This window comes from Hydrocoleum sp. CS-953, assembly GCF_002260545.1.
In the GTDB taxonomy this organism is placed as follows: Bacteria; Cyanobacteriota; Cyanobacteriia; order Cyanobacteriales; family Microcoleaceae; genus Trichodesmium.
The window spans coordinates 1-13,193 of the sequence record NZ_LGSU01001434.1; the positions used below are offsets into that span (position 1 = coordinate 1).

Below are 13,193 nucleotides of genomic sequence, written 5' to 3' on the forward strand. Positions count from 1 at the left end.
TTCAACAATTAATTATTAATTATTAATTATTACCTCTTCTGTAATAGAGGGATTGCCTAAAAGGAATTTTTTTTTCTTTTTTCTCCATGAATGGAGAGACTTTATACCTTGATTTTTCGGTAACAGATATAATATAGTAATCCTAAATGATTTGTGAGAAAAAACAGTAGGGGTTTGGTCTCCAAATCACTTAATGCTTGGGTTTGGAGACCAAACCCCTACAATAAAACATTACAACCTATTTAGGATTGCTATAGTAATAATAACATCTCCGGTAAAAAGACCAAAAATTCGAGGTGGGATTTGGAGAAGTTTTTGTTTTGGTTTCTTTCGGTTGAAAGTGAGTTTATTAAATTATTTTAAAGTCTGCCAGAAGTTATCCGAATAATCATGTTAGCCTAAAGAAAAACTCTTTTTTTATAAAATATGATAGATGAATTTTACAATTATTAGTGAAATTACTAATATTGAAATAATTGCAGTTAGTAATTCCATTCGCAATTTAGAAAGATTAAATAAAACATAAGGGAAAGGGCGTTGGCGTAAATTAAAAGGAGTAGCTACGATTCGTCTTAACAATGGCAGGATTAGAGTTGCTGAATTACACTGGTATGAAGCTCACGGAATTGGTAAAAAAGAGATTAAACGTAAATTTTATTTGGATTAAAAACTATGAATAATCTGAAATATGAAGCTCAATTTGCAGTCTGTATTAATAATAAAGATTATCCTGCTTCTTTGGAATTACATAAAATTTATGTCGCTTTAACTGATGAAGAGGCAATCAAAGATGGCGATCTAAGAATAGTTGATGAAAGTGGAGAAGATGATCTTTATCCTGCCGATTATTTTGTAATAATTGAACTGCCAAAAGTTGTTCAAGATTCTGTTTTGGCTATGGCTTAATTAAGTTATTACTTGAAGGCGAATAATTCATAGATAAACAAAATCAAACTCTCAACTAGGAAATTTATTTTGAACGACTACTTATAATAGACTTGTACTTAATTGACAATCTGCTGAATGCTTACAATTATTCTCCCAAAACATCTAAAATAATCATAGATACTCAGGAATAAACTATGAAATTAAAAGATTTAGAATCCCAACTTTTGGCGCTAACTCCAGCAGAAAAATTTCAAGCTATCCAACTTTTAACTCAAAGTTTAGCTAATAGTTGGTCTGGTATTGAAAAGACCCCTGGTGTTTGTGGAGGTGATGCTTGTATTGCTGGTACTCGTATACCTGTTTGGGTATTAGTTAATGCTCGTCGTTTGGGTGTGAGTGAGTCGGAGTTGCTGCAAGACTATCCCAGTCTCCAAGCAGGGGATCTAGTTAATGCTTGGACTTATGCTGAGGTATATTCTCAGGATATTGAGTCAGCTATTCGAGAAAATGAGGAGATTTAACCTGTGGTACGTCTCTAATAAAAAATGGAAAACTGAGTACACTTGTAACATAGATATTCAAGAATGGAGATTTAACCTGTGGTACGTATCTATGCTGACGAACAGTTTCCTAAACGGGTTGTGGAATTGCTGAGAACTTTTGGTCACGATGTTCTCACAGTACAAGAAGCAGGATTAGCTAATCAAAAGATTCCCGATCTAGAGGTACTAGCTTTTGCTACTCAAAATGAACGTGCAGTTTTAACTTTAAATCGAGTTGACTTTTTTCGACTGCATCGTACCGTATCAAATCATGGGGGTATTATTGCTTGCAAAGATGATTTTGATAGAGAAAGAATGGCTAACAGAATTAATGATGCAATTTCTGCTCAAGAAACATTAACAGATCAATTGATTCGAGTTAAACGTCCACAGCAATAAAACTTATTATGATAAAAATTACCAAACACATATCAAAAAATATTAGGCAAAAATGGCAGCACACCAAACCAAGGTCAAAATTTATTCTCGGTTTTGTAGTGTTATGCTTAACTGGGCGATCGCTTCCCTACCTTTTTCCTATTCGCTCTCAAGACATAATTCAACATCAACAAACTTTCAAATTTAGCGATCGTAATGCTCTACCTCTGGGAACTATCCTCACCCGCGACCAAGAAAACACAATAGTTGTACCCCTAGATAAAATTTCTCCTCTATTTATCAACGCCATCATCGCAGCAGAAGACAAAAGATATTATCAACATGGTGCTCTAGATATGAAAGCAATAGGGCGATCGCTCCTAGAAGCTCTCCAAGCAAGACAAATAGTCAGTGGTGCTTCTACTATTACGATGCAACTTGCTCGAATGTTGGAACCGACACCGCGCACTTTCGGCAACAAAGTTCGAGAAATATGGTTATCTTGGCGACTGACAGCAGGTATGAACAAAAATCAAATCCTGGCAGCATACATCAACCGCTTACCAATGGGAGGAAATATTTATGGTGTGGAAGCAGCATCCCGCACTTATTTTGGCATTTCCGCTACCGACCTCAACCTCGCTCAAGCAACCATTCTTGCTGCTTTACCTAACGACCCGACTGACCTCAACCCCTATTACCACTGGAATATTCTCAAAAAACGTCAAAAGTATGTTCTTAAACGGATGGTTGAAGACAAATATATTACCCAAACTCAGGCGGAAAAAACCTTTGCTGAAGAAATAACTTTACAACCAGAAAATCAAGGTATTATTGCAGCGCCACATTTTCTTTTTTGGTTATCTGAAAATTTATCTACTAATAATATTAATCACAACTTATTTACGACAGCTACCCCTACAGTTATTCGCACCACTATCGACAGACCTTTACAACAATTTGTCACTGCTCAAGTACGGCAGATAATTAAAAATCTTGAACCTTATAATGTCAATCATGCTGCTGCTATTGTTATTGATAATCACAGTGGAGAAGTATTAGCTTATGTAGGGTCTCCTAATTATTTTGATTATCAAAAAATGGGTAGTAATGATGGGGTACAAGCATTACGTCAACCAGGTTCAACTTTGAAGCCTTTTTTATATCAATTAGCATTAGAAAATAAAGTAATTAATCCTAATACTGTTTTGGCAGATGTGCCTACATATTATGCAATTCCGGGCGCTCAACTTTATAGCCCTACTAACTATAATCAAGATAGATTTTTAGGACCTGTTATTGTCAGAATTGCTTTGGCAAATTCTCTGAATATTCCAGCAGTACGAGTATTAGAAAAAGTGGGAGTAGAGAATTTTTTAAACCGTCTAAATCAATTAGGTTTTAGACATTTAAAAGCATCCCCAGAATATTATGGTTTAGGTTTAAGTTTAGGAAGTGGAGAAGTTAGTTTATGGGAGTTGGCAAAAGCTTATTTAATAATGGCAAGACAAGGAGAAGTTATTCCTATAGTTACGACAATTCCTCCTCAAACATCTCCAATTTTTCAAGATAAAATGAAGGAAGATACTCTAGAAACAAAAAATTCAGATATTTCTCTAATACCTAATGCTAAATCTGAATCTGAAATAGCTATACTTGGAGAATTTATTCCGATTGTGAGAAACATTTATGCTCAAACATCTCCAATTTTTCAAGATAAAATGAAGGAAGATACTCTAGAAACAAAAAATTCAGATATTTCTCTAATACCTAATGCTAAATCTGAATGGATGTTAATCACAGATATGTTGAGCGATACTCATGCTAGAGCTACAGAATTTGGAGTTAATTCGGCTTTAAATTTGCCATTTCCAGCAGCAGTAAAAACGGGTACTTCTTCAGATTTTCGGGATACTTGGACGGTTGGTTTTTCCAAAGATTATACTGTTGCAGTTTGGGTAGGTAATTTTAGTGGCAAACCAATGATGCAAATATCAGGAGTTATGGGTGCTGCACCTTTATGGAATCGAATTATGCTGCATTTACATGAAAAGAAGGAACCGACTTTTTTCCCTACACCAAAAAATATGGTTCAGCGCTCAGTTTGTACAATTTCTGGATTACGTCCTAAATCGGATTGTCCGTCGGTAATGACCGAGTATTTTTATCCAGAAAAGTTAGCAGAATATGAGTATTTATCTAATAATTATCAAGTGGGAAATTTACCTGCTGAATATAACGAATGGTTGGCAAGACAAAGTGAGTCTAGTTTGGTTAATGGTGAGTTAAAAATTTTATTTCCCCAAGAAGATGATTACTTTTTAATTGATAGTGGTGCAGGAGAACAAAAGTTAGAATTTAAGTTGGCAAATTCAGCTAATAAATCTGTGGAATGGTGGTTGAATGGAGAGAAGTTAGTCGTTAATTCTGATAATTCTTTTTTTTGGCAGTTAACCCCTGGTAAGTGGAATTTGGAAGTACGTTCAGGAGATATGGTAAACCGAGTAAGTTTTCAAGTACAATTGTCAAATCAATCTCCTTATCAGGGGTTTTCTATACTTCAAGAAGGAAGAAAGAATAAGTAAGAAACAAGAAGTTTTAAATAAGGAAGAAAAATAGTAGCTATACTACTATTTTACAAGAGTTTTGAAATTATTGAAATATGACCGTTTAAAGATAAAATAATAAATATTGTCAGAATAAATTTGCCTAAATCTTTTATATAGCGCTACGCGCTAGGGAATAGGGAATAGGGAACAGGGAACAGCAGACGGTCAAAGGGTTTTCCTACGGAATGCTGCGCAAACAGGATTGAAAATGTCCTAACCTTAATGCGTAGCGCTATATCATGTCCGCTAGCATCGGTATTGTATAGCAAAGGTAGGGAACAGGGAACAGGGAACAGGGAACAGGGAACAGGTAGCAAGGCTTAATATCAAGAAAAAAACTTAAATTTTCTGTAGATATTTACGCTTGGGTTTACACAAACGATATAAACGGACATGATATTAGAGAACAATTTTTCCTTAACTATAGTTCCTACAACGCCGCAGCGATCGCTCTCATTCTGCCACTCTTTCCCGTTTCAGCAGCACCTGGGCTATGACGATACCGAGTAGGGCTAAAAACGCCATCAGGTAAAAGACGTAATTATAGCTTCCAAATAAATCTCTGATCCTGCCCGTTAACAGTGTGCCAATCAAAGCACCAACGCCATATGCTGTGAAGACAATGCCGTAGTTTTGAGCATAGTTGTCAGGATTAAAAAAGCACAATGTAATAGTTGGAGCCATAGCCAGCCACCCCCCAAGACAGAACCAAAACAGGCAGAAGGCAATCAGATAGGTTGCCACTTGTCCCGTTTGAGCATTAGCCATTAATATACAGGCGATTAAGATCAGCACATAAGACAAGGTGGCAATATAGTGAGGTTTGAAGCGATCGCTCAACCAACCAAACAACGGACGACTGACCCCATTGAACAAAGCAAATAAGGCCACACTACTAGCAGCTACCGTTGGATTAATATCTATGATTTCCTCCCCAACTGGACTAGAAATGCCAATTGCACTCAAACCCACTAGGGTTCCAATAGCATAGCAAACCCACAACCCATAAAAGGATCGACTCTTAAACAAGTTCCCAGGATAGCTTGAGAGTGCCCTCTGACCTGAGTTTGATGTCGAAGCACTGGTATTCTGCTGAGGATGCCAGTCTTTAGGAGGCAACTTCATCGTCAGGGAAATAGCTAGAATAATAGCTGTAAAGGCGATACCGAGAATGCGTAAGGTAGGTCGAACACTATAGGTACTGATTAATTGGTTCGCTAAGGGAGCGGTGATCAGGGGCGAAAGTCCAAAGCCAACAATGGTTAATCCTAAAGCCAACCCTTTCTTATCTGGAAACCAGCGAGATACCACAACCATAGGCACACCATAAACAATACCCACTCCGGTGCCAGCAATGATCCCGTATGTGAAGATGAGTATGCCAATATGGTTGGCAAAGCTGGAAAGAATATAGCCTAAGCCGACGATAGTCCCCCCGATCGCCGTTGTTAGACGGGTTCCAATACGAGTAATGTAAAAACCCGCGATCGGCATAAATGCAGCATAGAAAACCAAAGCAAATGTATAGGGCAATAGGCTTTGACTGGCAATAATTCCCAACTCATTTTCTAAAGGGGTTCTAAAAATGCTCCAGGAATAGACAGTTCCCAAGCAGAGTAGGATCGTCATCCCTAAAGGAATGAGCAACCATCTCCCCTGATGTGCAGGTATTCCCAATATCTTCATCTTTTGCTCATAATCAGTGGTTCCACTCATAAGCTTTGACTCCTAAAAGGATTAAGATTTGAATTAGATGACTCAGAATGGTCGGCAATAAAGCCGTTTGGCGATCGCCAATTTAGTGTTCGCAAATTTTATCCGGGGCAGTATTAAATCCAGTACCCGCCTCGACCAATTTCTCCCGTTTGGCCAGAAACAAGGGCCAACTCATCTGCTGTCAGGTTGTCTACCGAGCACCTAGACTGTGTGTAACCAGCTCAAACAAATATTTGATTAGAGTATACCATTTCTGGCTTTTCACGAATGAAATAGGATTGCTCTATTAGTATAGTAGGGCATATCATACAAACCCGGTTTCTATACTTCTATTTATACTAATACTACTGGATTTAATATCCCATAAATTCCTCAAACTTTACTCCCCATTTCCATAAACCGAGAATAATTAAAAGCTGTCAATAACGGATCGGAATGATTATTCCAAATTAAATCGGCTATCAACATTCCTGTTACAGGTGCTAATAAAATTCCATTCCGATAATGCCCAGTTGCTAATGTCAAATTATCATAATTACTGGCTCCTAATATTGGCATTTCGTCAGGAGTATTAGGACGAAAACCCCACCAAAATTCTAAGATTTCGTAATCTCTTAAACCTGGATATAATCTAATTGCATTTCCTAATAATTGTTGAACTCCTGCAGCCGTATTCCCATCAACAAATCCGATATTTTCCGAAGTTGCACCAATAATTATTCTGCCATCTTTGCGAGGTACAATATAAGTTTGATTTCCAAATAAAACTTGCTGTAAAGGTAAATTATTTGTACTTACATCTGAGGGAATTTTTAATGATAACATTTGCCCTTTTATCGGAAATACAGGAACTGGTAATAATTCCTGAGACCATGCACCTGTAGCTAAGACATAATGTTCTGCTTCTAATTCACCTATTGATGTTTTGAGGCTCTGAATTTTATCTTTTTTGCGAACTATTTCTGTTACAAATCCTGATTTAATCTCAATTTTTAATTCTTTAGCTGCTGCAATAATTGACTGATACAAATAACGAGTATCTACTTGCCCATCTTGAGGATAAAACCAACCCCCAATTACTTCAGGACTTAATACTGGTTGATATTGATGAATTGCTACTTGATTTAGCCATTGATAATTTAGGTTTGGTAAAGCATAATTTTTTCTCTCTTTTGCTGCATAAACTGGAGCTAAAATTCCACAAGGCCAATAACCAGTTTCTAAACCACTAATTGATTCTATTTTTTTCACCCACTCTGGATATAATGCCCGACTTTTTAAACATAAATCTAACATTTTTCCAGGAGGAATAGCTTCAGCTTGGGGAGCTAACATTCCCGCAGCAGCATTTGTGGCAATTCGCTGAACATCACGGTTAATAACTGTGACTTTGGCTCCGAGAAGTTTAAGTTCTATTGCTATTGATAGACCGATAATACCGCCACCAATAATTAGGATATCGTTGGATTTATTCATATTAAATAAAGGAATAAGGAATAAGGAATAAGGAAGAAGGAAGAAGGAATAAGGAATAAGGAATAAGGAAATCAAAAGGGCACGACAGGGATTTTTTACACTGATTAACTAATACTTTTACGAATAGTTGGATGGATAATTATCAGGAATAAGAAATACTTTTTGAGTTTATACATTTGTTTTATTCAAAGCTCAACAAATATTTTTTGATGTCTTGATTATATTTTCCTATCCCAGATATTTTTAATGATTTTTCTTAATAAACATTTTATCAATAGAATTGGGTCTAAAACCCTACTAAGGTAAAATGTGTTTGGAGGGTTGCTCAAATCCGACTTACAAAAACAACTTCTGACTTCTGACTTCGTTAAACTGACTTCACTAATACTTTTACAAAATTTAAAGGTTCCTACTTCAGATTCGAGGTACTGATAACTGATAACTGATAACTGATAACTGAAATTATCCTTCGGGAGTCCAGACAATCTCAGAACCTTGACCCCAAAAACCATTGTATTTAGTTACTTTTATATCTCCTAAAACTTTCACTTGACAGGATAAACGTTTCTGAGAATTAGGAGAATGGGGAGGTAAAGAAAGTCTGGCTTTTTCTCGCAATTGAGGTTGAGAAACTTCTCCCTCTATTTCCACAGCACAAGTGCCACAAGTACCAATACTACGACAGTTAATAATTGACGCATTGCCATTATAAACATCAACATTATTTTTCAGTAAAACTTGACGTAGATTTTCTCCTTTAGCGCAAGTTATAATTTTACCCTGAGCCTGAATCTTAACCATAACAAATTATTTCATTATCTTGACTAATATTGATTATAGAGCAACAGCTAAAAATTCACATAAAATGTTGGAATAGTAGGGGCAGTTTTGGCGTGAAATTAATTATATTCAAGCATATTCAGATAAATCCACTCTTCAATGATATAATTTATGCAAAAATTTACCTATGAATGATAAAGTTTAAATTAAGTTGAAAAATCTTTTAATTGTAAGTATCTTCCTTCAAACTAGGTTGTATGATTGACTAACCTAGTACCTAAAACCTACCATCAACCACCATGAACAAAATCTGGATTTACGACACAACTCTGCGCGACGGTGCCCAACGAGAAGGACTATCTCTATCCCTGGAAGATAAATTACGCATCGCCCACCAACTCGACAGTTTAGGGATTCCATTTATCGAAGGTGGTTGGCCTGGTGCAAATCCTAAAGATGTACAATTTTTCTGGCGACTCAAAGAGCAACCCCTAACTCAAGCAGAAATTGTAGCATTTTGTTCCACACGTCGTCCAGGAAAACAGGCAGCATCCGATCCTACTCTCCAACCTATTTTGTCTGCGGGTACGCGCTGGGTGACAATTTTTGGAAAATCTTGGGATCTGCACGTTACTGAAGGGTTGAAAACTACTCTTGAAGAGAATTTGGCGATGATTTCAGATACAATTTCTTATCTGTGCAGTCAAAGTCGCCACGTTATCTATGATGCCGAACATTGGTTTGATGGTTACAAAAATAATCCTGAATATGCTTTGCAAACTTTAGCTGCTGCTCATAATGCTGGCGCACAATGGTTGGTTTTGTGCGATACTAATGGAGGTACTCTTCCTCACGAAGTTAGTCAGATAGTGGCAGATGTTTCTCAAGCTTTACCTACTGCAAAATTAGGCATTCACACTCATAATGATTCTGGTACTGCTGTGGCTAATGCTTTGTCTGCGGTGATGGAAGGAGCGCTGATGGTACAGGGAACTATTAATGGTTATGGGGAACGTTGCGGTAATGCTAACCTTTGTACTTTAATTCCTAATATGCAAATTAAGTTAGGTTATGATTGCATTCAGTCACAACAACTGGAAAAATTGACTCAGACGAGTCGAGGTATTAGTGAAATAGTTAATCTTGCTCCTGACGACCATGCGCCATTTGTGGGTTTATCTGCTTTTGCGCACAAGGGTGGTATTCATGTGTCGGCGGTGGAACGTAACCCTCTAACTTACGAACATATTCAACCACAACAAATAGGTAATAGTCGTCGCATTGTAATTTCTGATCAAGCAGGTTTGAGTAATGTGTTGGCAAAGGCAAAAAGTTTCGGTATTGAATTAGATCGGCAAAACCCTGCTTGTCGGCAAATTTTGGAGAAGTTAAAAGAGTTGGAAAATGAGGGTTATCAGTTTGAGGGTGCAGAGGCGAGTTTTGAATTATTGATGCGGACTGCTTTAGAGCAACGGCAGCATTTCTTTGAAATTAAAGGTTTCCAGGTGCATTTGGATAAGGGAAGTAGTAAGGTTTCTAATTCTTTGGCAACGGTGAGAGTTGCTGTTGATGGTAGGGATATTCTGGAAGTTGCTGAAGGGAATGGTCCGGTTTCTGCTTTAGATGCTGCTTTGCGGAAAGCGTTAGGAAATTTTTATCCGGCGATCGCTAATTTTTATTTAACAGATTATAAAGTGAGAATTTTGGATGGTGGGGCTGGTACTTCTGCTAAAACTAGGGTATTAATTGAGTCAAGTAATAGTCAGGAACGGTGGACGACTGTGGGAGTTTCTACTAATATTTTGGATGCTTCTTATCAGGCAGTTGTTGAAGGTTTGGAGTATGGTTTGATGTTAGAAAGTCAGTGTCAAGAAAATGTGGTGAGTGTGGTCTCGTAAACTGTATGGTTTATTAGTAGTGGACTCAAACAACTAAAATGCTGCAATAAGCGTAGGTTGGGTTGACATAGGAAACCCCACAATAATAGGGTTTTGTTGGGTTTCACTGATTCGTTCTACCCAAGATACATTTTTATGGGTATTATGGCAGTAGTGGACTATTTTAGCCAAAAGAGTGCAAATGATTGTGATTATCTACTCAAAATTTACCCCTAAAATTCAGGATAATTTTAATTTTCTTGCTGGATATTTCAGTTCATTTATTTAGATAACTTGGCAAGAGTTCATGTTTTATTCTCGTCTTTGTAAGACGTTACACTTACTCGCCTCCATCGTTAGAGTCTTCATCATCACCATCAATGCCCAACTTTTCTCGTAATTCGTTTCCTAGTAAACCACCTGCTACTCCTGTAGCACCTTTTTTTAAGTTTTTAACCCCACTCTCTACCAGCTCATCACTGTCAGTAATTATTCCAAAAAAGGCGTTGGTAAATAAAGGTATGAAAATAAAAATTGAACAATCTCAAATATTTGTTATTCAATAGTTTAGCAATTACCAAAAAATACAAATCATACTCTAATTTACCAACACCCCAAAAACTAATTCTCCAGAGCCGTAAATCATGCGACCTGAATTTTTAACGACTCGCATTCCTCCTAAATTACCAACAAAGTCTGCTAAACCTTCAACAACCTTTACACCAGACTTTAATAATGACATAATAGATATTACCCTCACTAATTATTATTTTCTTCTAGTTGTTTTATTCAACAGAAAATAAGGTAATTACGAATAATACAACTGTCTATTTATGACTAACATTTGTCCCCAATTTGTTAGGGGAAAACTTTTCTTTAGTTGAAACAGTCCAGTAGGGTGCGTTAAACGGCTTAAATTTAGACGGTGAAAAGGATTTAACAATCCGTCGTAACGCACCATTTTTACTAGGGTGCTTTAGGTGCGTTAGTTGAATGTAATGCACCGCTATACCCTAAAACTGACCCTAATCAATGGTGCGTTACAGCGCAAGCTGATATTTTACAGACAAAACCTAGTTTTTCGTAAGCGCCTAACGCACCCTACTGAACTTACGAAAAACTTGAACTCCTACTTTCAAAAATTTTTATGTCTCAAAGCACCCTAACATCAACAAAAATTCCACCCCTGGAAAACGGCGATAAACTTACTTGTATAGAATTTGAACGGCGTTATGAACAGATGCCTCATGTTAAAAAAGCCGAACTAATTGCAGGAATTGTTTATATGGCATCACCTTTAAGAATTAATCAACATGGAGAACCCCATGCTTCAATTATAACATGGCTTGGTTTCTATAAAGCTTCTACTCCTAATCTGCAACTAGGAGATAATTGTACAGTACGTCTTGATGCAGAAAATGAACCTCAACCCGATGTTTTACTGAGAATTACTGTTAATGGGCAATCAACAATTAGTGAAGATGGCTATGTAGAAGGTGCGCCAGAATTAATTGTAGAAATTGCAGCTAGCACCGCTTCTATTGATTTACATCAAAAATTAAAAATCTATCAAAACAATCAAGTTCAAGAATATTTAGTTTGGCGGGTTTATGACAGAGAAATTGATTGGTTTAGGCTAAGAGCAGGAAAATATATTAAACTTAAACCCAATGAAAAAGGTATTATTTGTAGTGAATATTTCCCTGGTTTATGGTTAGCTCAAGAAGCTTTACTCGCAGGAGATTTAGGTCAAGTATTAGCAATTTTACAACAGGGATTAAATTCTCCAGAATATCAAAACTTTGTCAAAAAATTGAACCAAAATTATGATTAAATCCCAAGAATTAAACATAAGCATTTAGCCATCAGCTAACAGCTCTCAGCTATAAGTTATTAGATTATTATCACACGGTTAGGAGGAATTAGTCTACAAGGAGAATTAAAATATAATTTTTCGCAGCATTCCGCACGAAAAGCTGAATGCTGAATGCTAATAGCTGAATGCTTACAATTAAACTTCTATCTTATTAGACAACGCATTCCCGGTTTATGAAGTATAGTAGTAATAGCTTTCTAATCAATGAATATAGAGATTCATTTTTCTAATCATCCGTACATCCGTGGCAAAATCTGTGTTGTGCCATCCGCCTTAAAATCTATATAGTGCCTTCCTTACTATGATGAATAATCCTTCCGAAAACCATTACAAAAATATCGCCAATATTTACGATAATCTCTGGTCATATTCTCCTGAATATATTAAATTCACAACTAAAAAAATTATCGAACATTTACACCTAATTCCTACAGATATTTTGGTAGATATTGGCTGTGGAACAGGAATTTATAGTAAAGAAATTATGAATCAAATTCAGTTACAGCCACCAATTATTTGCGTCGATCCTTCTGGGGAAATGCTAGAAAAAATTCCGACAAATAGTCAATTTAATCCTATAGAAATGGATGGAGTAGAATTCTCTCAAAAACCAGGAAGTTATAACAAAATTTTCTTAAAAGAAGCTATCCATTATATAGAGGAAAAATTTCTACTATTCCAGAATTTATGGCAAAGATTAACTCCAGGGGGAATTTTTCTATTATTGCTCTTACCACCCACCATTGAATATCCTTTATTTACCAAAGCATTAGAGTTGTACGAAAAAAAACAACCTCACTATCAAGAACTAATAAATTTACTTCAGCAAGTAGGTTTTCTTGTCGATGTTGATATTATAGAGTACCCTTTAGAATTGCCAAAAAGTCAGTATTTTGAAATGGTAGAAAATCGTTATATGTTTTTGCTTTCTGAATTTAATGATACTGAGTTAGCAGGAGGTTTAAAAGAAATGGAAGAGAAATATGAGGATAAATCAGTATTGAAATTTAGCGATCGCATGGTTTTTATCAAAGCAAATAAACCATAAAGT

11 protein-coding genes are annotated in these 13,193 nt (G+C 36.4%); 7 read left to right on the plus strand and 4 right to left on the minus strand.

Annotation, left to right across the window (positions count from 1 at the left end; all coding sequences use genetic code 11):
* Positions 1-672 precede the first annotated feature (672 nt).
* The 4 genes from AFK68_RS29755 (at position 673) to AFK68_RS42835 (ending at position 4,393) form a co-directional block, all read left to right on the plus strand.
* Positions 673-906 (plus strand): hypothetical protein, encoded by a 234-nt coding sequence (locus tag AFK68_RS29755; protein ID WP_094677491.1) that lies wholly within the window; start codon positions 673-675, stop codon positions 904-906.
* A 176-nt stretch (positions 907-1,082) separates the two neighbouring features.
* Positions 1,083-1,409 (plus strand): DUF433 domain-containing protein, encoded by a 327-nt coding sequence (locus AFK68_RS29760; RefSeq protein ID WP_094677493.1) that lies wholly within the window; start codon positions 1,083-1,085, stop codon positions 1,407-1,409.
* 78 nt (positions 1,410-1,487) lie between these two features.
* Positions 1,488-1,829, plus strand: coding sequence for a DUF5615 family PIN-like protein (locus AFK68_RS29765; protein WP_094677495.1), 342 nt, complete (start codon positions 1,488-1,490; stop codon positions 1,827-1,829).
* 8 nt (positions 1,830-1,837) lie between these two features.
* On the plus strand, positions 1,838-4,393 hold the full coding sequence (locus AFK68_RS42835) for a penicillin-binding protein 1C (RefSeq protein ID WP_246844546.1): 2,556 nt from the start codon (positions 1,838-1,840) through the stop codon (positions 4,391-4,393).
* A 477-nt stretch (positions 4,394-4,870) separates the two neighbouring features.
* Here AFK68_RS42835 and AFK68_RS29775 read toward each other — a convergent pair whose 3' ends face one another.
* From AFK68_RS29775 to AFK68_RS29785, 3 genes are all read right to left on the minus strand, one after another.
* On the minus strand, positions 4,871-6,133 hold the full coding sequence (locus tag AFK68_RS29775; RefSeq protein ID WP_094677497.1) for an OFA family MFS transporter: 1,263 nt from the start codon (positions 6,131-6,133) through the stop codon (positions 4,871-4,873).
* 372 nt (positions 6,134-6,505) lie between these two features.
* A complete protein-coding gene (thiO, locus tag AFK68_RS29780) occupies positions 6,506-7,609 on the minus strand; it encodes a glycine oxidase ThiO (protein ID WP_094677499.1) in 1,104 nt (367 codons plus the stop codon).
* A gap of 462 nt (positions 7,610-8,071) precedes the next feature.
* Entirely contained in the window at positions 8,072-8,410 is a 339-nt protein-coding gene (locus AFK68_RS29785) for a 2Fe-2S iron-sulfur cluster-binding protein (RefSeq protein WP_094677501.1), read from the minus strand.
* A 278-nt stretch (positions 8,411-8,688) separates the two neighbouring features.
* Between AFK68_RS29785 and cimA the strand changes: the two genes are divergently transcribed.
* A complete protein-coding gene (cimA, locus tag AFK68_RS29790) occupies positions 8,689-10,287 on the plus strand; it encodes a citramalate synthase (RefSeq protein WP_094677503.1) in 1,599 nt (532 codons plus the stop codon).
* 577 nt (positions 10,288-10,864) lie between these two features.
* Here the strand turns inward: cimA and AFK68_RS37560 are convergent.
* Positions 10,865-11,008 carry a hypothetical protein gene (locus AFK68_RS37560; protein ID WP_168186709.1) on the minus strand — a complete coding sequence of 48 codons (144 nt, stop codon included), beginning with the start codon at positions 11,006-11,008 and terminating at the stop codon, positions 10,865-10,867.
* Positions 11,009-11,413: 405 nt separating this feature from the next.
* Between AFK68_RS37560 and AFK68_RS29800 the strand changes: the two genes are divergently transcribed.
* Together AFK68_RS29800 and AFK68_RS29805 are read left to right on the plus strand one after the other, a co-directional pair.
* Positions 11,414-12,100: a Uma2 family endonuclease gene (locus tag AFK68_RS29800; RefSeq protein ID WP_094677507.1), complete on the plus strand. Its 687-nt coding sequence runs from the start codon at positions 11,414-11,416 to the stop codon at positions 12,098-12,100.
* 343 nt (positions 12,101-12,443) lie between these two features.
* Positions 12,444-13,190, plus strand: coding sequence for a class I SAM-dependent methyltransferase (locus AFK68_RS29805; protein ID WP_094677509.1), 747 nt, complete (start codon positions 12,444-12,446; stop codon positions 13,188-13,190).
* Positions 13,191-13,193: the final 3 nt, after the last annotated feature.

Bases quoted from the DNA above. Each gene is read 5' to 3' on its own strand.
- AFK68_RS29755 (WP_094677491.1), top strand. From the start codon at position 673: ATGAATAATCTGAAATATGAAGCTCAATTTGCAGTCTGTATTAATAAT.
- AFK68_RS29760 (WP_094677493.1), top strand. From the start codon at position 1,083: ATGAAATTAAAAGATTTAGAATCCCAACTTTTGGCGCTAACTCCAGCA.
- AFK68_RS42835 (WP_246844546.1), top strand. From the start codon at position 1,838: ATGATAAAAATTACCAAACACATATCAAAAAATATTAGGCAAAAATGG.
- AFK68_RS29775 (WP_094677497.1), bottom strand. From the start codon at position 6,133: ATGAGTGGAACCACTGATTATGAGCAAAAGATGAAGATATTGGGAATA.
- thiO (WP_094677499.1), bottom strand. From the start codon at position 7,609: ATGAATAAATCCAACGATATCCTAATTATTGGTGGCGGTATTATCGGT.
- AFK68_RS29785 (WP_094677501.1), bottom strand. From the start codon at position 8,410: ATGGTTAAGATTCAGGCTCAGGGTAAAATTATAACTTGCGCTAAAGGA.
- cimA (WP_094677503.1), top strand. From the start codon at position 8,689: ATGAACAAAATCTGGATTTACGACACAACTCTGCGCGACGGTGCCCAA.
- AFK68_RS37560 (WP_168186709.1), bottom strand. From the start codon at position 11,008: ATGTCATTATTAAAGTCTGGTGTAAAGGTTGTTGAAGGTTTAGCAGAC.
- AFK68_RS29800 (WP_094677507.1), top strand. From the start codon at position 11,414: ATGTCTCAAAGCACCCTAACATCAACAAAAATTCCACCCCTGGAAAAC.
- AFK68_RS29805 (WP_094677509.1), top strand. From the start codon at position 12,444: ATGATGAATAATCCTTCCGAAAACCATTACAAAAATATCGCCAATATT.